General features: G+C 68.8%; 15 protein-coding genes. 8 read left to right on the top strand and 7 right to left on the bottom strand.

Annotated features, from left to right (window positions below):
- Positions 1 to 5: 5 nt before the first annotated feature.
- On the bottom strand, positions 6 to 1034 hold the full coding sequence (locus OG266_RS17190; RefSeq protein WP_266455796.1) for a hypothetical protein: 1029 nt from the start codon (positions 1032 to 1034) through the stop codon (positions 6 to 8).
- 310 nt (positions 1035 to 1344) lie between these two features.
- On the opposite strand from OG266_RS17190, the gene OG266_RS17185 reads away from it, so the two are divergent.
- The 3 genes from OG266_RS17185 (at position 1345) to OG266_RS17175 (ending at position 13786) form a co-directional block, all read left to right on the top strand.
- Complete coding sequence (locus OG266_RS17185; protein WP_371546647.1) at positions 1345 to 11832, top strand: LamG-like jellyroll fold domain-containing protein; 10488 nt, start codon at positions 1345 to 1347, stop codon at positions 11830 to 11832.
- Complete coding sequence (locus OG266_RS17180) at positions 11826 to 12362, top strand: hypothetical protein (RefSeq protein ID WP_371546645.1); 537 nt, start codon at positions 11826 to 11828, stop codon at positions 12360 to 12362. The genes OG266_RS17185 and OG266_RS17180 overlap by 7 nt, the downstream gene beginning before the upstream one ends.
- A 230-nt stretch (positions 12363 to 12592) precedes the next feature.
- On the top strand, positions 12593 to 13786 hold the full coding sequence (locus OG266_RS17175) for a hypothetical protein (protein WP_371546643.1): 1194 nt from the start codon (positions 12593 to 12595) through the stop codon (positions 13784 to 13786).
- 341 nt (positions 13787 to 14127) lie between these two features.
- On the opposite strand, the gene OG266_RS17170 is transcribed toward OG266_RS17175, so the two are convergent.
- The 3 genes from OG266_RS17170 to OG266_RS17160 are packed head-to-tail and all read right to left on the bottom strand — an operon-like array spanning position 14128 to position 15434.
- On the bottom strand, positions 14128 to 14361 hold the full coding sequence (locus OG266_RS17170) for a hypothetical protein (protein WP_371546640.1): 234 nt from the start codon (positions 14359 to 14361) through the stop codon (positions 14128 to 14130).
- A gap of 13 nt (positions 14362 to 14374) precedes the next feature.
- Positions 14375 to 14569: a DUF397 domain-containing protein gene (locus OG266_RS17165; RefSeq protein ID WP_371546638.1), complete on the bottom strand. Its 195-nt coding sequence runs from the start codon at positions 14567 to 14569 to the stop codon at positions 14375 to 14377.
- A gap of 13 nt (positions 14570 to 14582) precedes the next feature.
- Entirely contained in the window at positions 14583 to 15434 is an 852-nt protein-coding gene (locus OG266_RS17160; RefSeq protein WP_266455773.1) for a helix-turn-helix transcriptional regulator, read from the bottom strand.
- Positions 15435 to 15673: 239 nt separating this feature from the next.
- On the opposite strand from OG266_RS17160, the gene OG266_RS17155 reads away from it, so the two are divergent.
- Together OG266_RS17155 and OG266_RS17150 are read left to right on the top strand one after the other, a co-directional pair.
- Positions 15674 to 16156: an ATP-binding protein gene (locus tag OG266_RS17155; RefSeq protein WP_371546636.1), complete on the top strand. Its 483-nt coding sequence runs from the start codon at positions 15674 to 15676 to the stop codon at positions 16154 to 16156.
- A 111-nt stretch (positions 16157 to 16267) separates the two neighbouring features.
- Positions 16268 to 16555: a hypothetical protein gene (locus OG266_RS17150; RefSeq protein WP_266455768.1), complete on the top strand. Its 288-nt coding sequence runs from the start codon at positions 16268 to 16270 to the stop codon at positions 16553 to 16555.
- Positions 16556 to 17150: 595 nt separating this feature from the next.
- Here the strand turns inward: OG266_RS17150 and OG266_RS17145 are convergent.
- Positions 17151 to 17450, bottom strand: coding sequence for a chorismate mutase (locus tag OG266_RS17145; RefSeq protein ID WP_326721141.1), 300 nt, complete (start codon positions 17448 to 17450; stop codon positions 17151 to 17153).
- Positions 17451 to 17824: 374 nt separating this feature from the next.
- Between OG266_RS17145 and guaA the strand changes: the two genes are divergently transcribed.
- Entirely contained in the window at positions 17825 to 19402 is a 1578-nt protein-coding gene (gene guaA, locus OG266_RS17140) for a glutamine-hydrolyzing GMP synthase (protein ID WP_326721140.1), read from the top strand.
- Between the two features lie 12 nt (positions 19403 to 19414).
- Here the strand turns inward: guaA and OG266_RS17135 are convergent, their stop codons facing one another.
- Positions 19415 to 19924 carry a pyridoxamine 5'-phosphate oxidase family protein gene (locus tag OG266_RS17135; RefSeq protein ID WP_371546634.1) on the bottom strand — a complete coding sequence of 170 codons (510 nt, stop codon included), beginning with the start codon at positions 19922 to 19924 and terminating at the stop codon, positions 19415 to 19417.
- A gap of 199 nt (positions 19925 to 20123) precedes the next feature.
- Here OG266_RS17135 and OG266_RS17130 point away from each other — a divergent pair, with 199 nt between their 5' ends.
- Entirely contained in the window at positions 20124 to 20918 is a 795-nt protein-coding gene (locus tag OG266_RS17130) for a class II aldolase/adducin family protein (RefSeq protein ID WP_266455757.1), read from the top strand.
- A gap of 4 nt (positions 20919 to 20922) precedes the next feature.
- On the opposite strand, the gene OG266_RS17125 is transcribed toward OG266_RS17130, so the two are convergent.
- Positions 20923 to 21804: a DUF4429 domain-containing protein gene (locus tag OG266_RS17125; protein WP_371546632.1), complete on the bottom strand. Its 882-nt coding sequence runs from the start codon at positions 21802 to 21804 to the stop codon at positions 20923 to 20925.
- Positions 21805 to 22101: 297 nt separating this feature from the next.
- Here OG266_RS17125 and OG266_RS17120 point away from each other — a divergent pair, with 297 nt between their 5' ends.
- On the top strand, positions 22102 to 23340 hold the full coding sequence (locus OG266_RS17120; RefSeq protein ID WP_371552829.1) for a hypothetical protein: 1239 nt from the start codon (positions 22102 to 22104) through the stop codon (positions 23338 to 23340).
- Positions 23341 to 23430 lie beyond the last annotated feature (90 nt).

Genomic DNA, 23430 nt, shown 5'->3' with positions numbered 1-23430 from the left:
CCGCCTTACGCGTGCGCGCCACCCGAGTTGCGGCGACGGACCACGTACACCGCACCCGCACCGGCGACGACGGCGACACCGCCGGTGAGGCCGATCAGCGGCAGCACGGACGAGGAACCGGTCTCGGCGAGCGAGCCGGAGGCGTCCACGGTCTTGACGTCGGTGATCTGATTCGCACCGCCGGTCTGCGGCTTGGCGTCCTCGGGGTCGCCCGCGTCCGAGCCGGCGGAGAGAACGTCGAAGAAGTAGAGCCAGCCGTTCGGGTCGTCGGCGACCCAGCAGCCCTCGTCGTCCTCGTACTGGGCGAAGCCGATGGTCATGCCGATGGAGTCCGGGACGTCGCCGCTGACGCTCAGGCGCACCTGGTACGAGGTCGACTTGCCGGCGGCGAGCTCGAACGCCGGGAAGGTGCCACCCTCGCCCGCGGCGCCCGCGACCTCCTGCCAGGTACCGGAGTCGTTGTCGAAGACCTGCACGCTGATATCGCCGGAGTAGTCCCGGTCGTCCCAGCCGATCGCCGCGACAGCGATCAGCGGAATGATGTCCGTGATCGTGTCGTCGCCGTTGTTGGAGACGTTGAACGAGAACTTCGTCCATCCGCTGCCCGCGACGATGGTGTCGGGCAGGCCCGACAGGCCGCTGGTCAGGTCGTTGCTGATCTCGACGACGTCGCTCTTGTCGACGCAGAGCTCGGGCTCCTCACTCTCCTCCGGGGCGCTCGAAGTGGAGGCCGGCGAGGTGGCCGGGCTGCTGTCGTCGGCGGCCGGGCTGCTGTCGTCCGCGGCGGGGCTGCTGTCGTCGGCCGCGGGGCTGCTGTCGTCTGCGGCGGGGCTGCTGTCGTCGGCCGCGGGGCTGCTCTCGTCCGTGGCGGGGCTGCTGTCGTCTGCGGCCGGGCTGCTGTCGTCGGCCGCGGGGCTGCTCTCCGTCGTGGCCGGAGGAGAGGTGTCCGCGAACGCGGCCGGAGCCGACAGCAGCGCAATTGGGGCCAGGGCGGCCGTCGCGGCCGCAACGGCCATGGCACGACGAAGCTTCATGAAAACCTCGATGGTTCTGGCGCACCGCAACTCCGCGGCACGCACGTGGGGAGGCCTTCGCGTGTGGGGCGCGGGTGTGGCCGTTGATTCTGCAGGTGAGACACGGCAAGGCTGTGAATGGTTGTGCCTTCATTCACAGAACCTTTATGTGAAGTGGATCACATCAATGTCACCTGGAGTTCATCCCGTTAACGCTTGATTGTCGTGTGATCCACCTCACTTGGTGCTTGTGGAACTCTGTGGAGGCCTTGTGCATCTTCAGTAGTTCAGCTTAGAAATTCCCCCTCTTGATCATTCGAGTGGGGGATCTGTGCGACCGGTACGTCCGCTTGCAGTTGCTGTTGCCTTCGTTCTGGCCGTACTGACCGGAACCGAGCAAGCCGCACTAGCGCTTGGCCAGACGACCGCAGGCTCCGGGGCAGATGCCCCGGACCAGCGGTGGGGTTCCGCGGCGGGCCGCGGTCACACCGCGTCCGCGGATGCCACCGACGCCTCGGCCAAGGGCGGCAACTCCGGCCCCAGCACCGGTCGTGGCGAACTGCCCGCCGACGAGACGGCCGGCGTCACCCAGCTGCCCAGCACGGCGAGGACGCCCGAGCCGAGCCCCGTCGAGCCGGTCGAGGCGCCGGACGTGTCCGCCGCACAGGGCTTCGACTCCAAGCGCAGCAAGGAGATCAAGAACGAGCGCGGGGAGCGGGAGCGCACGTACCGGAACCCGGACGGCACCTTCACCACTCGCTTCTACACCGAGCCGGTCAACTTCCGCGCCGAGGACGGCAGCTGGAAGTCCATCGACACCACGCTGGTGCCCCAGGAGGACTCGGGCCCGAGCACGATGAGCGTCGGCGAGGACGACTGGGAGACCAGCTCGACCGAGGCGCAGATCGAGTTCGGCGGGACGGCCGACGCCGACCCGGTGGTGCGGATGCAGGTCGACGAGGGCGTGTCGGTCGGTTACGGCGTGGATGAGGCGAGTGCCGCCGCCGGGCAGGCGGACGGTTCCACGCTGACTTACGAGGACGTGCGCACCAGCTCCGATGTGGAGTTCGTCGCGGGCAGCGACTCGGTCAAGGAAACCCTGGTCCTCAGGGACACCGACGCGCCCACCGAATGGCGATTCCCGCTGGAGCTGGAGGGGCTCACCGCGGCGATCGACGATCAGGGCAACGTGCTCTTCACTGACGCCGGGGGCACCGTCCGTGCCTGGACACCCGCCGGATGGATGGAGGACTCAAACCTCGCGGAGAACGCCAACGAGGGCGTCATCTCCTCAGGGGTCACCTACAGCCTGGCCGAAGAGAGCGGCCGCCAGGTCCTCGTGGTCAAGCTCGACAAGGACTGGCTGAACGCCCCCGAGCGAGTCTTCCCTGTCCGAGTCGACCCCTCGGTGAAGTCCGTCGACGCCACCTCCGGTACCTACGTCGAGTACCCGTACAACCAGAACTTCGCCACGAGCGAGGTGCTGAAGGTCGGCACGCACGACGGTGGCAGCCACAAGGCGTCCTCGTTCCTGCGCTTCACGGGCCTGGAAACCACCCTGAAGAACGCCTGGGTGATCGGCGCCAACCTCGCTCTGTACAACAGCTGGTCGCAGTCGTGCACCGCACGTCCGGTAACCGTCCACCCGATCACGTCGAACTGGGCGGAGTCCACGACCTCCAAGTGGCCGGGCCCGTCCACCGGCGCATCGCTGGCGTCGAAGAGTTTCGCGCACGGCTGGAAGCCCGCGGACACGGAGATCTGGTCGTGCGGCGCGGCCTGGGAGAGCATCAAGCTCGGCTCGGCCGGCCGCAAGCTGGTCGACGACTGGACGCACGCCCGCAAGAAGAACTACGGCCTCGCGGTGAAGGCGTCCACCACGGACTCCAAGGGCTGGAAGCAGTTCGGCTCCGACGACTACCCGAACGGCAAGCCCAGTCTCGACGTCACCTGGACCAAGTACGGCGCCACCTACAAGCTAGGCGACTTCATCGCACCGGTGACCGCCACCAGCGAGGGCATTGAGAAGGTCACCGTCACCAACCAGGGGCAGGAGACCTGGCCCGCGGGCGGCAACTACAAGCTGCGGTACAACCTGTTCGACTCCGCGGGCAAGGAGATCACCGACAGCTCGAAGATCGCGTGGACGGAGATGCCCCAGGCGGTCTCGCCCGGTGAGAGCGTGACGCTGGACGCGAAGATCGCTGCGCTGACGCCTGCCACGTACACAGTGCAGTGGACGATGGACGACTACGGCGTAAGCCGCTTCACCACCGCAGGCGTCCCGGGACCCGCCGTCAAGATCGCCTCAGTGAACATTCCGCCACAGCTGACGGCCGAGTCACCGGGCAGCGGAGCCACCGCCGACACGCTCACCCCCACCCTGTGGGCGAAGGGTACGGACGCCGACAGATACCCGAAGGCGACGCTGCAGTACTCCTTCGAGGTCTGCGAGGTCGAGGGCAGCAACCTGCGCAAGAACTGCAAGACGGGCACGCGCAGCACCGAACAGCAGTGGGCGGTACCGTCCGGCTGGCTCTCCTGGGGCAAGACGTATGCCTGGTACGGATATGCCTACGACGGCGCCGCCACCTCGTCGCGCCCCGGCGCGGCACTGCTGACCACACAGGTGCCACAGCCAGCCGTGACCAGCCACCTCGGCGGCGCGGACGATGGCGGCGAGGTCGGCACACGCGAGGGCAACTACGTCACTGCGGCGACGGACGCGGCGATCTCCACCGTCGGCCCGGAGCTGGCGGTCACTCGTACCTACAACTCCCTGGATCCGCGCCGAGACCCTGCATTCGGCAGCGGCTGGTCCACCCGCTGGGACATGCGCGCGCTGGAGGAGCCCAGCACGTCGACCGTGCTGGTGACCCTCGCCGACGGCTCGCAGATACGGTTCGGCAGGAACCCCGACGGCTCGTACTCCGGCCCGTCCGGCGGGGCGTACACACTGACGCAGAGGTCCGAGAGCTGGACGCTGCGCGAGAGATCCGGCACCACCTACGTGTTCATGGTCAGTGGTTCGCTGGTTTCCGTCACCGACAGCGCGGGCCGGCGTCAGAGCCTCACCCATGAGTCCGAGGACGGTGGCGAGCTGCGCAAGGTCACCGACGCTATGTCCGGCCGCTCCTTGTCCTTCACCTGGTCCGGTGGACACGTCGACTCGGTGACCACAAGCGCCATCGACGCGAGCACCCCCGGTCTGACCTGGCGATACACCTACGCCGGCGACCAGCTGAAGACCGTATGCCCGCCGACGTCCACCACCAAGTGCACGGTGTACGAGTACGGCACAGGCTCGGTCTACCGCAGCGGTGTGCTGGACTCGGCCCCTAGCTCGTACTGGCGGCTGGGTGAGAGCGAGGGCTCCACGGCGGCCAGCGAGGCGGTCTCACGCACGGGCCTCAACGACGCCGTCCACCGGGACGTCCAGCTGGGTGCCGACTCCGCGATCGCGGGCACCTCGGACACCTCAGGTGGCTTCGACGGCGTCGACTCGGCAGTCGAACTACCCGCGGACACACTGAAGGCCGCGGCCTTCCCGACGATCGAGCTGTGGTTCAAGACGAGTACGCCGTCGGGTGTCCTCGTGGGCTTCCAGGACGTGGAGCTGGGTGAGAAGCCCGCCTCGTGGCGTCCGGTGCTGAACATCGACGGCGCGGGCAAGTTGCGCGGCGAGTTCTATCTGTCCGGCGTCTCCGGGGCCACCCCCATCGTGTCGGCGCAGGCGGTGACGGACGGCAAGTGGCATCACGCGGTGCTGTCCGCCGGCGCCGCCACCCAGACCCTCTACCTGGATGGTGCCGAGGTCGGTTCGCTGGACGGCGCCATCGTCGAACAGTCCCGCGACTACGCCTACCTCGGTGCCGGTTACGGCAGCTCAGGCTGGATGGGCCTGGCGAGCGGTGAGTACCACTTCAAGGGGCAGATGGACGAAGTCGCCGTCTACCACCACACCCTGGACGCCGTCACGGTCGCCGAACACTACGCAGGTCGGACCGCGATCGGGCAGGTCACGAAGGTCACCCTGCCCTCCGGCCGGGTGCACGCCACCGCCGCCTACGACCCGGTCAGCGGCCGGGTGACCCAGCACACCGACGAGAACGGCGGCACCTGGAAGGTGTCCGCGCCCTCCTACTCCACCTCCTCGTCCTCCTACGCGGACACGATCCAGCGCAGCGGCCCCACCGGCTACTGGCGGCTCGGCGAGCGCGCCGGCGCCGAAGCGGCGAGTCCCCTCGGCGACGACCTGGCCGGCAGCTACCTGGACGGCGTACGGCCGGGCAGCGCGGGCATCTTCGCCGACGGCGACGACACCGCGGCGAGCTTCACGGGTGACGGCGCGGTCGAGATGCCTCTCGAGTCCGTGGACACAGGGACGGCGATGTCGTTGGAGCTGTGGTTCAAAACGACCAGCCCGGGCGTCCTGGTCGCCAACCAGGACTCCGAGTTCGGCGACACCCCGACCGCCGGGTGGCGGCCCATGCTGCTGATCGACTCCGACGGCAAGCTACGCGGCAAATTCTCGTCCGGCGCATCGAGCATCGATTCCGATCAGGCCGTCACCGACGGCAAGTGGCACCACGTCCTGCTCACTGGGAATGAGGGCAGCCAGGCCCTGTTCGTCGACGGCGACTACCAGGGCATTGCGTTCACCGGTGTCCCCGCCGACCGCTACGCCCACGTGTTCGTCGGCGGCGGCTACTCCTCCTCCGGGTGGGACGGCGAGGCCGCGGGCTACCGCAACTTCACCGGTCAGATCGACGAAGTCGCCTTCTACGACAAGCCGCTGGTCAAGTTCGTGAACGCCGGCTCTGTCTGGATCTACGTCAAGTGGAACCCGGGCCAGACCGACACCCCCAACCGGCACTTCCAGGCCCGCCGTAGTCTCGTCACCGGCCGCGGTGACCAGTACGCCGGCGTCGCCCTCGCCGACGCGCCCGCCGCGTACTGGCGGCTCGGCGAGTACGAGGGCACAGCTCTCGGCAGCGAGGTCGGCGGGTCCGGCATGGGTGCCACGTTCCGCCCGGACTCGGGCGGCATCTCATCGCAGCTGGACAAGGCCGGCGTGTTCGGCCTAGGCGACAACCGGGCTGTGACGCTCGGTGGCGGGGGCACCGTCGAGGTGCCCGGATCGATCCTGGCCGGGGCGACCGAACTGTCCGCGGAGATGTGGTTCCGCACCTCCACTCCCTCGGCCGTCCTGCTCGGCTTCCAGGACACTCCTATCGGCCAGACCCCGACGTCTTGGCGCCCGGTGCTGAACATCGACGGCGCAGGCAAGCTGCGCGGCGAGTTCTATCTGTCCGGTGTCTCCGGGGCCACCCCCATCGTGTCCACGCAGACCGTGACCGACAACGAATGGCACCACGTCGCCCTGTCGGGATCCGGCGCGACCCAGACCCTCTACCTGGACGGCGTCAAGGTCGGCTCGCTGGACGGCACCATCACCGACCAGTCACGCCCGTACGCCTACATAGGCGGCGGCTGGGGCAGCTCCGGCTGGATGGGTCTCGCCTCGAACACCTACTACTTCAACGGGCAGGTCGACGAAGTCGCCCTGTACCGCAGTGCGCTGAGCGCCGATGCGGTCTCGGCCCACTACCGGGCCCAGACCGAGGCAGCTGACTCGGGCTTGACCTCGACCGTGACGGTCTCGGACCCCAAGGGGCGCACCAGCAGCAGTAGTTACGACGCCCTTCGCGGCCAGCGTGTGGTCGCGAGGAAGGACGCCACCGGCGCTGTCACCTCCTACGCCTACGACACCGGCGGCAACCTCCACACCGTCACCGACCCCAACGGCCACACCACCGTCACAGGCCACGACGCCCGCGGCAACGTGGTGTCCTCCACGACCTGTCGCGACGCCGACTCCTGCTGGACGAGCTTCAACTCCTACTACCTCAACGCGAGCGACCCCCTCGACCCGCGCAACGACAAGCAACTGACCTACCGGGACCAGCGTTCGACCGACTACCGCGACGACCGCTACCGCACCGCCTACACCTACAGCACCCTGGGCCTGCCCCTCACCACGGTCCGCCCGGACAACAGCACCGCCTCCACCACCTACACCGCGGGTACCGAGGCCGCGGTCGGCGGCGGCACCGCCCCGGCAGGCCTGGTACTGACGCAGACCACACCGGCCGGCGCGAAGACCTCGTACCGCTACTACTCGAACGGCGACCTGGCGGAGGTCACTTCCCCGTCCGGGCTGGTCACGACGTACACATACGACGGCCTGGGCCGCAAGATCTCCGAGAAGCAGGTCTCCGACACCTTCCCGAGCGGTGTGACCACGGCCTACGCCTACGACCAGGCCTCCCACGTCGTCACCGAGACCGGAGCGGGCGTCAAGAACGAGATCACCGGCACCACCCACACCGCGAAGATCACCCGCGGCTACGACGAGGACGGCAACCTGCTGTCCGAGACGACGGCCGACACCACGGGCGGCGACACTGCGCGGAGCACGGCCTACCACTACGACGAGCACGGCCTCAACGACAGCGTGACCGACGCCGAGCAGCACACCACCCTGCTCGAACACGACGAGTTCGGTCAGGTCAGAGGTATGACGGACCCGGCAGGCGCGCACTTCACGTACACGTACACCCCGCGCGGCCAGCACGCCTCGACCGTCCTCGACGACTGGACGGGCGACCCATCCGGCACTGTCCGGGACCTGACCGTGGTCTCCAACGCCTATGACCCAGCAGGACGCCTGGCCACCACGGCTGATGCGATGGGCGCCACCGCCGCGTACACCTACTACGACGACGGACTCGCGGCCACCACCACGGCCAAACAGGTCACTCAGGCCGACGGCACCAAGCGCGACATCGTCGCGGAGGCCAACACTTATGACTCGGCAGGTCACTTGACCCGTCAGGTCACCGGCGGCGGCAAGACCACTCAGACCTTCACCGTGGACGCTCTGGGCCGCACCGACAGCACCGTCCTCGACCCCGGCGGACTCAACCGGACCAGCACCTTTGTCTACGACCGCGACGACCAGGTGACGGAACAGAAGCAGTCCATCACCGGCGACAAGTCGCTCACCACGACGGCGGAGTACGACCCCGCCGGCAACGTCACCAAGCAGACCGTCACCGACGGCACCAGCACCCACACCACCACGAGCACGTACGACGACCGCGGCTTGCCGCTGACCACGGTCACCCCGCGCGGCAACACCACCGGCGCCGACGCGACCGCGTACACCACCACCCACCGCTACGACGCACTGGGCCGCCTCGCACAGGAGACCGCCCCGGCGGTGCAGACCGAGGAGAACGGCAGCGCGGCCACCACGGCCAAGCCCGCCACCCTCACCGGCTACAACACCTTCGGTGAGGCCACCGAGTCCAAGGACGCCCGGGGGAAGGTCGCCCGCTCCGAGGTCGACCGGCTCGGCCGCACGACCGCGGTGACCCTTCCCGACTACACCCCGCCGGGCGGCACCACCGCGCTCACCGCGACCGCCCGCACCACCTACACCCCGCTCGGCCTGCCGCAGACGGTCACCGACCCGCTGGGCCGCGTCACCCGCTACGACTACGACCAGTTCGGTCAGCTGACGACACAGACGGACCCGGTGGCCGACGCCGCTGCTGCCCTCGCGTCGGAGACCGACTCGGACCTGCTTGCCGCGGCCGCCGACGGCGGCGGAGTGACCCGCCATACCTGGACCCCGACCGGTCTCCAGCTCTCCGCCACAGATCCGACGGGCGCCCGAACCGAGGCCACGTACGACGAACTGGGCCGGCAGCTCACCGCCACCACGGTCGAGCGTTACCCGACCACGGTGAACCTGACCAGCGGCTACACCTGGGACGACGCGAGCAACCAGACGGCGTCGAAGACTCCGGGCGGCATCACCACGACCAGCACCTACAACCCGGCGGGCGAGGTCGAGTCGCTGACAGACCCGGCCGGCACCACCCGCTTCGGCTACGACGGCCTCGGCCGCCAGGCCGAGACCACCGACGCCACCAACCGCTGGACCACGACTACGTACGATGCCCTCGGCGGCGCCACCGCCACGACCGACTACGGCACGGGCACCACCGCACTGCGCACCACCACCGCCGAGTTCGACGCCGAGGGCAACCCGACGGCCGTGATCTCCGCGCAGACCAAGGCACGTACGACGTATGCGTACGACGCGCTGGGTCGCCTGACGACCCAGGTCGAACCGGTCTCCGCCACCGAGTCGATCACGACGACGTCCGGCTACGACGCGGCAGGCAACCGCACCCGGCTGACGGACGGACGCGGCAACAAGACCGTCTACACCTTCAACAGCTGGGGCCTGCCCGAGTCCACGATCGAACCGTCCACGACCGCGCACCCGGCCGCCGCCGACCGCACCTGGACCACCGTCTACGACAAGGCCGGACAGCCCGTCACAGAGCTGCTGCCGGGTGGCGTCAAGCGCGAGAGCGTCTACGACGGCCTCGGCCGCCTCACCCACGAGACCGGCACCGGCGCGGAGGCGGCCACCACCGACCGCACCTTGGAGTACGACCTCGCGGGCCGCCTCACCGCGGTCGGCACGGCCGACGCGCTCACCCGCGACACCTACACCTACAACGACCGCGGCCAGCTCCTGACCGCGGCAGGACCGGGCGGCACCTCCAGCTACTCCTACAACGCCGACGGCAGCATGACGCAGCGCAAGACCAATGCGGGCACCACCAACTACGGCTACGACAGCGCCGGCCGCTTCGACTGGGTGTGGGACTCGATCACCAGCAATTACGTCTGGTACGACTTCGACGCCGCAGGCCGCCTGCGCCTGGAGCAGTACGCAAGCAAGCCGGACGGCGCCACGTCGCACACGGCTACGGCCAAGCGCAACTACGTCTACGACAGCCTCGGCCGCCTGAACACCGACACTGTGACCACCGTCGACACGGCGACCACCGTCGCCTCGACCACGTACGGCTACGACCTGGACGACAACCTGACGTCCAAGAAGACGACGGGCACGGCAGGGGCCGGCACCAACACCTACAGCTACGACTATGCGAACCGCATGACGTCGTGGGCGAAGGACGGCACGACGGTGTCGTACACGTGGGACGCGTCCGGCAACCGCACCAAGGCCGGCTCGACCACAGCGACGTACGACGCCCGCAACCGCCAGCTGACCGACGGCACGACGACGTACGCCTACACCGCACGGGGCACGCTGTCCTCGGTCAACACCGGTAGTGGATCCGCTCGTTCACTGACCTTCGACGCCTTCGAACGCAAGATCACCGACGGCGGCACGACGTTCACCTACGACTCCCTGGACCGCGTCCAGACCCGAGGCGCGACGACCTTCACCTACGACGGGGGCTCCAACAACCTCGCCAACGACGGCACCACCAACTACAACCGCACCCCCGACGGCACCCTCCTCTCCCTCTCCACCGGCACCACCAAGCAGTGGGCCCTGACCGACCAGCACACCGACCTGGTCACCGCCCTGACGGCCGACGGCAAGCAGGTCAGCGGCTCGACGGCCTATGACCCCTTCGGCATGGAGACGGCCACCAACGGAACCACCCCCGCCGTCGGCTACCAGTCCGGCTTCACCGACCCCACCACCGGCGACGTGAACATGGCCGCTCGCTGGTACCAGCCGGGCACTGGGTCCTTTGCCTCGCGGGACACGTGGCAGTTGGACCCGAGCCCCTCGGGGCAGGCCAACCGGTACAGCTACGGCTACGGCGGGTCGCTCAACGGAACAGACCCGACTGGACACTGCTACGGGCCCGCCATTGTGATCTGCGGCGGCGGCGCCATTGCGGCGGGCGAGGCGCTCGGGTGGGGTGTGCTCGGCACGGTCGTTGTGACCGGAGGCGGTGCGGTGGTCTGGGAGGCCACACAGGGCGCGGCCGCAACTGGCAGTCATGCCACCACCAGTGTGCTGTCCCAGTCGTACGCGGGCAGCCTGTCCAGCGCGATCACGGCCCAGGCCAACGCTGTGTACGCCGGGGGAGGCAGCTCCGCGCTTGTCTCCACTGGCACTGGCAGCTGCACCTACCGCTGCGGCGGAGGCACCAATACGCTCACCCAGTCCCGGGTGATCACCCCGCCCCGCCCGCGCATCGATCAGAACCCCAACAACGGCCCGTACGCCAGGCCTGCCCCGACTCGCCCCATGCCCAAGCCCGAGACGCCCAAGGACGGCGGCTGGAAGCCCGGGGATGGCTTGGGCATGGTCGTCGGCGTGCTGAAGATGCTGGACCTCATCGACAGCGGAGACTACGCGCCCGGGGAGCAGTCAGATCCTGCGGAGGTTCCGACCAACGGAGACGGAGGAGGGACCGGTCAAAGGGAGGATCCTTGCTCTCAGCCGCGTGAAGAGCGGTACAACTACCAGCCGTTGCGCAGCGGTCGGCCAGATGGAGCGACTGCGCTCATGTGCCCCAGCGATCTGAAGCCGAAGGGAAGCAAGAGGGACGACGGAGCGAGCGTATATGTGCCCGGTTTCCCCTCCGGAGCTAACATCGACGCTGATGGAAAGCCGATTTACAACCGTACACACATCGTCGGAGATATGTTCCACGGAGAGTGGAGGAGTGAGAATCTCTTCGCAGGGTTCGACCGCATGAATAAGAGCGGGATGAAGCGCTGCGAGAACAAGATGGCGAAGCAGCTGCGTGCCAACAATCCCGTCTTCTACTCCGGCCAGCTGAACTATGCCGATGAGAACAGTGCGATACCCGAGAGTATAAGGATGACGGCGTACACCAAGGAAGGGGAGCTCTTCGACGTGACAGTGGAAAACAGCCAGGATTGGCAGAAGACATGCTGAGGGTGTCGGATCTGGAGCGCGTGGTCAGCGAGCTCTTGCCGCAGAGATCTCCAGGGCCGCGCGGTGTGAATTTCGAGGCGATATATCAGATTCTGGGGGTCGATCTTCCCAGCGACTACCGGGAACTGGCCGATTTTTACCCGACGCTGGAATTCGACGAGTTCTTGCGCGTCCCGACTCCCCTCCCGGGGCAGGAGCGCGCTTTCGTCGACGGTATTTTCCGGGAACTTGAGACGCTGCGGGATCTCCAGGATGACGACATGACTGAGGGGTATGTCGCTCACCCTGATCCGGGAGGTCTGATTCCGTGGAGCGAGTCATTGTCCGGGGATGTATTCTACTGGCGTGTCTCCAGCGGGAATTCCGATGACTGGCCTGTCGTCGTGAACAGTAGGAACGACGACTGGTGGGAGTTTCGGGAGGGTGCACTTGCCTTCCTCGTGGGGCTGATCGACGGCACTATCGAAAGGCGAGGGCTTCCCGATCGGGTACCGGGGCCGAATCCTCGCGTTCGCGGGTTCTCCGTTTGATGCGATGTGGCCGGGGTTCCAGGATCTGAGTCGAGGGCACACGGTGAAGGATCCCATGAGCAGGTGGTAACCCCCTGCTCGAGCGAAGCCCAGCAGTAGTGCCATTTCTGCCCGGGGCCGGTCGGGCTTGATGCGCTGCCGGGCACTGAGGACTGCGAAGGGGAATTTCGGTTAGGTCCCAGTAGGACGGATTAGTTAAAATTAACTCAGAGAAAGACGCACGATCCACCGTGGCCGAAAGACCGTCCGTAGAGCCGAACCCCGACTCTGAAGAGGGAAAGGACGGCTCCTCCGTTCCCTCTTCCCTCCCCTCCTCCATATCCGACGAGGTCTGGGAGAAGTTCGTTCAGGACTCCGAGCTCGACATCCGCGCCTCGGCGCCGAAGGAGCCGTCCGCGCGGGCGCGTGTGGTCACCCGGCGGCTGCGGGAGCAGGATGCGCGGGGTGAGGTGCCCGACGGGTGGCGCACCGGGCCGGCGTGGCGAGAGATGGACGGGCGCGCGGCCCGTCGCCGCCGGCTGTGGGCGTTTTTCGGTGTGCCCCTCGCGATTGCCGTGCTCGTCGTGGCCAACAAGCCGTCACTGCTGCTCGGCGATGACCCCGGCTCGGGCACCGGCGTTCCCGAGGCCGTCGCCGCGTCCCCGCTCCCGGCGGAGACCGCGGCCCCGACCGCCGCGCCCTCCGAGATGGCTCCGGTAACCCCCACCCTGGAACGGCCGTTCGCCGGTTCCCCGGCCGCGCGGTGGGCCGACGGCGCGGCAGGCATCGTCCTGCCGAAGGCGACAGCGGTCAGCTCCTTGTCCAAGGCGGAGGTCGAACAGGCGCTGCGGCAGACCAAGGCGCTCCTGGTCGACGCGAACCTCGACCCGGCCACCCTGCGCGGCGAGCGCCCCGAGACCGCGCTCGGCGTGATCGACCCCCTCCAGACGGACATGATCGACCTGCTGGACACCGCGCTGCGCAAGCCCGACAAAGAGCACGACCCCCTGTGGATGTTCAGCCGCTACGACCCCGCCGAGCTCCGGCTTGCCGGAGACGTGGTCAAGACCCGCGGCCGCATGACGTTCAAGGCCGACAGGCAGGACTCCGTCGTCGTGCACGCCGACTTCACCTTCGTCTACCCGTTCGTCCGCGCCGACGGTTCGACCGAGGTCTCCCGCACCATCGTCCGCCGCGTGCTCGACCTCGAGGTCTCCGATCCGGTCAAGTACCAGGTCACCCCCGGCAAGCTCTTCGTCGTCAGCTACGACCAGGAGATCGGCAACTCGGCCTGCGACACCTACGACGGCTATCTGCACCCCCAGTTCTCGACGGACGAGCAGGCCGGCCCGCTCCCGACAGGGCCGACGATGGACCCGTACGACCGCAGCGAGGGCATCGATGAGGAACGTACGGATGACTGCGGGGTGGTGTCCCGGACCTGACCGGCCGACTGCGACATGGGAACCGCGGGGCGATTCGGCCCCCGGCGCAACCGTCAGACCTGGCTACATCCGGCACGCGAAGAAGAAGGCGCAATGCGAAGATCCGCGGGAGCCCGTGGCCCGAGACTGACTTGGCTGAACTCGGCGCTGGTCCTCATCGCCCTGGGCGCAGCCGGATGCTCGGCCGAGGGGAACACGAGCTCCGAACGTCCGGGAAGTACGACCCCGTCGCCGGAGACATCCGCGTCCGCCTCCGCATCGGCCAGCCCGGCGAAGGGAACGCCTTCGATCTCGGCGTCCCCAACTACCGGCGCCGCCAAGCCGTCGAAGACTCCGGCCCCTCAGCAGACGAGGACCGCGTCGGTCACGTCGTCCCGAACAGGGGGAGCCGACGAGGCGGGCGGCGGAGCGAGCGACTCGGGCAGCATTCCGCAGAACCCCAACACCGGCCCGACCCCTCCGCCGGCCCCGCCCCGGCCGTCGCCCACGCCGGAGTGGAGTTCGGCCGAGTGGTCTCCCGGCGACCCTGTTGAGACGGTGGGGGCCGCGCCGTCGCCGTCCGGTGGCTGACTCAAGTCGTTGGGCGCCTCAGGATGGTGAGTTGCGGAGCGTGTTCCGCAAGGTCGTTATCAGCGCCTCGAGTTGGCGTGGGCCGGTGGTGAGGACGGCCTCGGGTTCGTCGCTTTCGTGGAGGAGGATCGTTCCGGCGGGGGTGGTGGCGAGGTAGACGCAGGAGGAGGCCGCCTCGCTGTAGGTGGACTTCTGCCAGTTGAGTTCGGTCACGGGGTGGCTCTCCTCAGGTGTCCTTGGCGATGCGGCGGATGAGGTCTCGGGATGCTGTGGGTTTGAGGGCGGCTTGCTCCATACGGTTCAGGACCAACCGGTACGTCTCCAATTTCCCGACTGCGTCGATGAGTTCACTGCCGTGGCTGGTGTCCAGCTGCGCGGTGTCGAGGGCTGTCACCGGGCCGTGCGCGTAGTCAAGACCGTGACCGGCAGTCGGGAACGAGGTGCCGTCGAAGGGGATGACCCGAAGGGTGATGTGCGGCTGTTCGCTCACCTTGATTACGTGGTCCAACTGGGCGTGGGTCACCTGCGGGCCTCCGAACTGCATGCGCAGGGCGGCCTCGTGGATGATCGCGGTGTACGGCACCGGTTGGTCGCGGAAGAGGACGGCCTGGCGCTTGATGCGGTGCGAGACGTGGTGCTCGATCTCGTGAGGGCGTAGGGCGGGGACAGCTTCCCGGAACAGCGCGCGGGCGTGGTCGGGGGTCTGGAGCAAGCCTGGGATGTTGATGACCTGGGCGACGCGCAGCGCGGTCGAGTGGTGCTCCATCTCGGCCAGATCGAGGAGCGGAGCGGGCATAGTGCCCCGGTACTCCTCCCACCAACCACGCGTGCGGTCGGCTGCCATGTCGGCGAGGGCGTCGACCAGGGGCTGGTCGGTGCAGCCGTAGATGTGAGCGAGGGTGTGGACGCGGTCGGCGCTCACGCCGAATCGGTTGGCCTCAATGTTGCTGATCTGGGCCTGCGTCGTGCCCAGGGCCCGCGCGGCCTCCACGGCGGCCATGCCCGCGCGTTCGCGCAGTCGGCGCAGCTCGGTCCCGACGCGGAGGCGGCGCGCAGTCGGTGCGCTCCTCGGTGCCATGTCCTCGCTCCGTTCCGTACACCTGGTGGGGCGGTCACCCACACGAGGTAAATCCCTGAAGGTTTTGCAGCTCCAAGCAAAACCTTCAGGGGTTGCAGTCTACGGTGAGTTCCACGTCGCTCAACTGGCCCCACCGGTAAGCCGGAAGCGCCCCGCGCTGCCGTAACCGCACGCGATATGCCACCGCCCGGCCGGGCGCCGTCGAGCGAACCCAAGTCCCCCCACCGCAGGAGGCGTTCATGGTCACCGTATCCCCGCCGAAGTCCGAAGCGTCCGCATCTTGGGCATACGCGCTCCAGTTGCCGAATGATCCGCTCGCCCCGCGGATCGCCCGAACCACCCTCCGGGCAGTCCTGACCGGACACGGCATGCCGCAACTCGCCGACACCGCCGAACTGTTGGCATCCGAACTCGTCACCAACGCCTACCGGTACTCCACCGGCCCCGCGACCCTCCGCCTCCGCGCCCTCGGCGGCACCCGCCTCCGCGTGAGCGTCTGGGACGCCAACCCGCACATCCCGCCTCCCTTCGACAAGCGCTCCGGCCCGCTCCACCCCGTCCCCGCCCAGGCGGATGGCGGACGCGGGCTGTTCCTCGTATGCCATTACGCGGACGCGTGGGGCGGCTACCCGCTCGGCGACGACCTGTTCGGACAGGGCGGGAAGCTGCTGTGGTGCGAACTGGGTCCGCAGGCTGCCGACCGGGCCGGGGTAGTCGCGTGATCGCCGTACGCATGCGGGCGGCACCGCGGAGACGGCAGACTGCTTGGCGTGGTCGAGTGCGGAGACGAAAGCAGCCGGACTCCAACTCGGTGGGGCTATGGCGCCGAGCGCTTGCCGGCGACGCTCGATGAGCTGGACGGGCCGAAGGTGGGTCAAGTCGAGTTGCCGCTCCATCTGGCGTGGTCCGGGCTCCTGGTCTTCGACGTGGGTGACCTGAAGCTGCTGCTGGGGTTGTACCGGATCGTCCTCAACAACGGTTTGCGAGACGACTTCTCCAAGTACTTGGACGGGGAACTGCTTGTCCGTCACTGGCCGATCCTGCGCCAGATGGTCGGGCGCGGTGTGCGGGGGACATGGGAGGAGAGATTCCCCGAGCTGCGGCCCCCTGCCGCCGTATAGCAGTGCCGGATGCCGGATTGCCATCGCCTCGACACTCATGGCGAAGGGCCCCGCGGGACGGAATCCGCAGGGCCCTTCGGCGTCAGCACCGACGTCAGGGCAGCGCCGGTGCCGGGGGAGCGGCGCCGGGGGGTGCGCCGCTGGTTCTGGGGGCCGCCGGTCGGCGCCCCGGCGCACTGGGGGCGTGCGGGTGGTGTCGACCAATGGCGGTGCGGGATGAATTTGGTTGCCCATGGGGGGACTTGGGCTGTTGTCGCATCGTGCGGGATGGGTGACAGGGTGCGCAACCGTTACGACCGGTTCTGTGCAGATTCCGTCGGGCGGCCCCGGGCGTCCCCGGAGCCGACCGTTCTCTTGGGTGACCGGGCTGCTGTCCCCTGCCGTCCGGTCACAACCCTGGAGCGAGGTCCCACGACACACGGCACGATCCGTACGTCTCATCGCTCCAGCGAAGCCACGCGTGGTTCTTTCGGGCCCGCCCCTGGCTGACACGGACATCGGGACCAACGAAGCCCGCGGCGGCCCGGTCACGCGCCGTACGGGTGAGACGGCATGCGTACGTGCGTACGGCGCCGTACGGGATTCCGTACGGGACTCAGATGCGGCCCCGGCACAGCTCAAGGAGCGTCATCGCGAGCGACGTGCCCGGCTTGCCCAGCGCGTCCCTGTAGTGGCCGAGGATCTCCATCTCGCGGGAGAGGTTCACGCGGCGGCCGCCGGAGGAGATCCGGGCCTCCTGGATCACCGCCGAGACGGCCATCCGTTCCTGGACGAGACCGATGATCCGGTCGTCCAGGGCGTCGATGCGCTCACGGGCACCGGTGATCGTGTCGGCGGCCTCGTCGGTGCGCGCGCCGGTCTTCTCGGTCTTTTCGAGGTCGAGTACGTCGGCCATGGTGGGGCTCCTCTTGATGTCTCGTGGTGACGGGGTGCCCCGGAGCGGCGAGGTCCGGAAACGGCAGACGCCCCGGGCCTTGTCGGCCCGGGGCGCCTGGGAAGTCGCTTGTCAGTTGCTCAAGCAGCACGACCATGGCAGCCGGTGGGCCGGTTGCCATAGGTAAAGACGAAGTTCGTCGGGTGCGTGAGCATGGGAGCAGTATGCCCGGGCGGGGGGTCCTGGCCAAGACGGTTCGGATAGTGAGACGGGCCGGGCAGGCAGACGTAGACGCAGGGGCGGAGGCGGCGAAAAAGCCGCCCCAGCCACCCCCCACCCGCACCCCCGGTAGACTCAGCCCCACACACCCACTGCTCACCGCCGGAAGGCAACCCGTGTCATCAGCGACCCCCGCCGCCGCCCCCGACACCGTCCTGGTCGTCGACTTCGGTGCGCAGTACGCCCAGCTCATCGCCCGCCGCGTCCGCGAGGCCCGGGTCTACAGCGAGATCGTGCCGAGCACCATGCCGGTCGAGGAGATGCTCGCCAAGAACCCCGCGGCGATCATCCTTTCCGGCGGCCCGTCGTCGGTGTACGCGGAAGGCGCCCCCCGCCTCGACCGCGCGCTGTTCGAGGCCGGCGTCCCCGTCTTCGGCATGTGCTACGGCTTCCAGCTGATGGCGACGACGCTGGGCGGCACGGTCGACAACACCGGCGCCCGCGAGTACGGCCGTACCGCGCTGCACGTCTCGAAGCCCGGCTCCACCCTCTTCGAGGGCACCCCCGACGAGCAGTCGGTGTGGATGTCGCACGGCGACGCGTGCTCCGCCGCCCCCGAGGGCTTCACCGTCACGGGGTCCACGGACGTCGTCCCGGTCGCGGCCTTCGAGAACGACGAGAAGAAGCTGTACGGGGTCCAGTACCACCCCGAGGTCATGCACTCCACGCACGGTCAGCAGGTGCTGGAGCACTTCCTGTACCGGGGTGCGGGCCTCAAGCCCGACTGGACGACCGGCAACGTCATCGACGAGCAGGTCGCGCTCATCCGCGAGCAGGTCGGCAGCAAGCGCGCCATCTGCGGGCTGTCGGGCGGCGTGGACTCCGCCGTCGCCGCCGCTCTCGTCGCACGCGCCATCGGTGACCAGCTGACCTGCGTCTACGTCGACCATGGTCTGATGCGCAAGGGCGAGACCGAGCAGGTCGAGAAGGACTTCGTGGCCGCGACCGGCGTCAAGCTCGTCGTCGTCGACGCGGAGGAGCGGTTCCTCACCGCGCTCGCCGGGGTCTCCGACCCCGAGGAGAAGCGGAAGATCATCGGCCGTGAGTTCATCCGGGTCTTCGAGCAGGCGCAGGCCGACATCATCGCGGACGAGGGTCCTGAGGTCGCCTTCCTGGTGCAGGGCACGCTCTACCCCGACGTGGTCGAGTCCGGTGGCGGTACGGGCACGGCCAACATCAAGTCCCACCACAACGTCGGCGGCCTTCCCGAGGACCTCGAGTTCGAGCTCGTCGAGCCGCTGCGCAAGCTGTTCAAGGACGAGGTCCGGATGGTCGGGCAGGAGCTCGGCCTGCCCGACGAAATCGTCCAGCGGCAGCCGTTCCCCGGTCCCGGCCTCGGCATCCGCATCGTGGGTGAGGTGACCAAGGAGCGGCTCGACCTGCTCCGCGAGGCCGACGCCATCGCCCGCGAGGAGCTCACCGCCGCCGGTCTCGACCGCGACATCTGGCAGTGCCCGGTGGTCCTGCTGGCCGACGTCCGCAGCGTGGGCGTCCAGGGCGACGGCCGGACGTACGGCCACCCGATCGTGCTCCGCCCGGTGTCGAGCGAGGACGCCATGACCGCCGACTGGTCGCGTCTCCCGTACGACGTACTCGCCAAGATCTCGACCCGCATCACGAACGAGGTCGCGGACGTCAACCGCGTAGTGCTCGACGTGACCTCCAAGCCGCCGGGCACCATCGAGTGGGAGTAGCCGTCCCGCGGCTCATGTCCGCCTGAGAGTGCGCACCGGCTCTCCGGGCTTCCAGATCTCGACGACCAGATACGTGTCGTCCTCGACGTAGGTCCGTACGACCTCCGTCAGCTCGGTGCGGAAGAGGTGGAACGGCTCCGGCGGTTCCACCTCTTTCACGTACGCGGCCTTCGCCGTCGAGGCATCGACCTCGTACGCCCGCCCGCTGATCCGGACGTCGCCGCCCGCCATGGTGGTCCCCGGTCCCTGGTTCGCCTGGAGCGCGAAGCGCGGGTCGCGGCGCAGGTCGAGCGCCTTCAGCGAGTCCGGCATCATCCCGAGCCACAGCTCGCCGTGCAGGAAACGGACCTCGAGGCCCGAGGTGCGGGGGGAACCGTCCTTGCGGAGGGTCGCGAGGGTGTGGTGCGTGAAGGCCGTGAACCGGTCCTCGACCGTTTTGGCCAGGTCCGGTTCCGCGGTGCTGAAAGCCGCCCAGTTCGATGCCGGATTCGATCTCGTACTCGATGTCGTCGGATGCGTCATACGACGAGTCTCGCGCGGATACCCGACATCTTCTGTCCGGTATCCGGGTGCTCTCGGCGACCGTCCGCGTGCACTCGGCGACACAGGGAACCCGGATCTCGTAACGGTTGCGCACTCTCTTCACGGAACGGCCCTGTTCTCTTGGGCTGACCGAGGGTAACTTCCGCTCCGTACCGGACACGCCAGTGCTGGAGGACATATGCACGGGCCCACCCCGCCCCTGCCCCTACCCACCGACCGGCTGCGGTTCGCCATGCCGCCGATGCACGAGTCGTTGGACGACGAGCGGCGGCACCGCAAGGAACGGCTGGCCGGAGCGCTGCGGCTCTTCGGACGGCTCGGGTTCGAGGACGGGGTCTCCGGTCACATCACCGCGCGCGACCCCGAGTACAGCGACTGCTTCTGGGTGAACCCCTTCGGGATGCCGTTCAAGCACGTCACCGTCAGCGACCTCGTCATGGCCAACCAGAGCGGGCAGGTGATCGAGGGCCGCTACCACGTGAACCAGGCGGCCTTCACCGTGCACGCCCAGGTCCACGCCGCCCGCCCCGACGTCGTCGCCGTCGCCCACTGCCACTCCGTGCACGGGCGCGCCCTGTCCGCACTCGGCGACCTGCTCGACCCGATCACCCAGGAGAGCTGCGCCTTCTACGAGGACCACGCGCTGTACGACACGTACACCGGCGTCGCCGTGGACGCCGACGAGGGCCGCCGCATCGCCTCCGCGCTCGGCACCGGCAAGGCGCTGGTGCTGCGCAACCACGGGCTGCTCACGGTCGGGGACTCCGTGGACGCGGCGGCCTGGTGGTTCGTGTCCATGGAACGGTCCAGTCAGGTACAGCTCACCGCGCAGGCCGCGGGCCGGCCGATCCTCATCGACCACAAGCAGGCGGTCGCGACGCGGGAGCAGCTCGGCGGCGATCTGGTGGCTTGGATCAACTACCAGCCGTTGTGGCAGGACATCAGCCGGAGTGAGCCCGATCTTTTGTCGTAGAGGGTCAGAAACCGCGGAGCACCGCCGCCTTCGTCGCCGCGAACTCCTCGTCCGTGAGTACGCCGTCGCGGTGCAGTTCGCCCAACTCCCGCAGACGGCGCAGGAGTACGTCGTGATGGTCGGCCGGAGGCGGTACGGCGGCCCTGAGGTGGGGGCGGTCCACGTACTCGCCCGTGCGGGTGGACGGATGCGGCAAGCGGGCGGTGACGGCGGTGGCGACCAGAGCCGTCAGGAGGTCGCGGTGGGTGTTGCCCCACAGGTCGAGGGAGTACGGGTCCTTCTCGGGCGGCAGCTTCGAGAAGACGGTCTCGCCGGTCACGAAGCGCAGAAAACCGTCCTCGTAACCGGAGTTGGGCAGCCACTCGACCTGTGCGAGGTCGCTCACCGCGATGATCCGCGGGCCCGTCGCCCGCTTGACCCGGTCGGAGGTGTCCGCCCAGTCGATCCGCACCTGCGTCCCGTCGAACGACACCGTGCCGTCACTGGAGCGGACGGAGACGGGAACGGGCGGGCCCGGAAGGAGGTACCCCTTCGTCGGCTCCTTGGGGATCTGGTCGAGGAGCAGCGCGCGGCGGATCTCCTCGGCGACGTACTCCGCGACCCCGGAACGGTCGATGTCGACCGCCAGCCGGTACGGGTCCGCCGCCTCGGGCAGCCGGCCGCCGGTCGCCTGGAGAAGCGGGTCGGCGCCCTCGCGCAGGCTCAGCCGCAGGCGGCCGCGCTTGCGTTCGGGCTCGTAGACGATGCCGGCGATCGCCTCCAGGGGAACCGCGACCTCCCCGTACGTCTGCCGGAACAGCGGCACGGAGCGGTGCAGTCCCGGCGTGATCCTGACCGTGCTGCCGTCGAAGACCCAGGTCCCGTCGCGCTGGATGATCTCGGCCATACGCAAATTCTCGCAGCCGGGTCAACACGGGCGCCCGCGCTTCACCCGCGCTGACCAGACCTGCCGGACGCGGGCCGTGTTTCGTACGGCACAATTCGCTGTCATCGCGACGCAGTTTTAAGGCAGTTGTACGGCAGTCAGGCGTACGGATGGTCTGGCCGCACGGGAGTTCTTGGTGTGGGGAAGGCGGCAGCGGACGTGGCGGTGCAGGAGGCGAGACACGGCGTGGAGCGTGGTTCGGGGCGGGGCGCGGGGCGCGGTGACGGGCTCGGCGCAGGTCAGGGTTCCGGGCAGGGCGTGCACGGCGGTGGGTGCACCTGCGGGGACTGTCCGCACGGGGCGCGCGAGGGGCATCGGCGGGCTGTCGCCGAATTCCTCGCGAAGCGCGACCAGTTGGCGTCCGGGCAGGGGCTGCCCGCCGCCGTCGCCCACTCGGCGTCCGCGTCCCGGCAGTGGGTCTCGGACGAACTGACCCAGTCCGCGGACGTCGTCGCCGAGCGCGGGCGCCTCGACGGTGAGGCGTGGCTCGGGCGGATGTGGCGGCGTACCGCCTACGCGGTGTGGGGAGTTGCCGTCGCGCTGCTCCTGGTGCAGGCGCTCACCGCGATCGGGGCGGGGTGGTCTGCCGCGCGGACTGCCGGGCTGCTTGCCGCGCTTGTGGTGAGCGGGGCGTTGACCGGTGCGGGGTATCTGCACCGGGCGCGGGGTGGTGCCCTCGCGCCTCTCATCGGCGAGGACAACCGGCTCTCCACCTCGCGTGTGGTGGCGGGGGGTTGGGTGCTGTTTGTCGTGTACGCCGTCCTTGTGCTGGTGGGGCAGCTGGCTGCTGCCTCCGCGCATGGCACGCGCGACGAGCTGATTGCCGGGCTTGAACTCGCCCGTGGTGCTGGTGTGGTGACCGTTGTTGCCGTGGTGTGCGGGATTGCTGTGCTGGTGCGGCGGGTGGTGGGGCTGCGGGTGCTCGGGCAGCGGTTGCAGAAGGTGCGGGCGGATCGGCCGCGGGCGTCCGATCTCCTGACCGACGACTCCGGGCGGGGGTCCTTCGCGGACATCCAGTACGTCGTGATCTGTGCGGTTGCTCTCGTGTTCGCGGCGGTGCGGCTGGCGCGGCGGCCCTCGCAGCTGCCGGATCTGCCGTGGGGGCTGGCGGTGCTGGTCCTTGTGTCCGCCGCCACCTATCTCGCCGGGAAGTGGGCCGAGGGCGGGCGGCCGGTGATCCTCTCCGTCGTCCGCGCCCGTGAGGCGGGGGACCTCGACGCGCCCATCCGGACCGGTGACGACATCGAGATCCGGGGGGCCGGGTTCGTGCCGCCCGGCGCGGGGACCGCGGACCGGCTGTCCCGGATGGTGGTGCGGATCGGGCCGGTGCATGTCCATGTGCCGTTGGTTCCCGTGGCCGGGGGGTTCAGTAATCCCACGGATGCGGTGCTTACGGTGCCTGTGCCGGTGGATGTGGAGCCGGGGCGGGTGGAGGTGCAGGTGGTTACGGCTGCGGGGGTGGAGACGAATCGGTGCGTGATTGATGTGACGGATTGAGGGGCGTTGCGCCCTGGGGTTGGATGGGTCGGGGCCGGGGGCCGGTACATCCGCCCGTCGCCGACGGATCAGACCTTGGCCGAGCAGGGA

It is taken from the genome of Streptomyces sp. NBC_00554 (assembly GCF_041431135.1).
GTDB lineage: Bacteria > Actinomycetota > Actinomycetes > Streptomycetales > Streptomycetaceae > Streptomyces.
The sequence above is the reverse complement of the archived record's forward strand: the minus strand, read 5'-3'. Positions and strand labels throughout refer to the sequence as shown.

Excerpts from the sequence above, each read along its gene's own strand:
- OG266_RS17130 (WP_266455757.1), top strand. The coding sequence starts at position 20,124 with ATGCACGGGCCCACCCCGCCCCTGCCCCTACCCACCGACCGGCTGCGG.
- OG266_RS17160 (WP_266455773.1), bottom strand. The coding sequence starts at position 15,434 with ATGGCACCGAGGAGCGCACCGACTGCGCGCCGCCTCCGCGTCGGGACC.
- OG266_RS17125 (WP_371546632.1), bottom strand. The coding sequence starts at position 21,804 with ATGGCCGAGATCATCCAGCGCGACGGGACCTGGGTCTTCGACGGCAGC.
- OG266_RS17145 (WP_326721141.1), bottom strand. The coding sequence starts at position 17,450 with ATGGCCGACGTACTCGACCTCGAAAAGACCGAGAAGACCGGCGCGCGC.
- OG266_RS17180 (WP_371546645.1), top strand. The coding sequence starts at position 11,826 with ATGCTGAGGGTGTCGGATCTGGAGCGCGTGGTCAGCGAGCTCTTGCCG.
- OG266_RS17190 (WP_266455796.1), bottom strand. The coding sequence starts at position 1,034 with ATGAAGCTTCGTCGTGCCATGGCCGTTGCGGCCGCGACGGCCGCCCTG.
- OG266_RS17155 (WP_371546636.1), top strand. The coding sequence starts at position 15,674 with ATGGTCACCGTATCCCCGCCGAAGTCCGAAGCGTCCGCATCTTGGGCA.
- OG266_RS17135 (WP_371546634.1), bottom strand. The coding sequence starts at position 19,924 with ATGACGCATCCGACGACATCGAGTACGAGATCGAATCCGGCATCGAAC.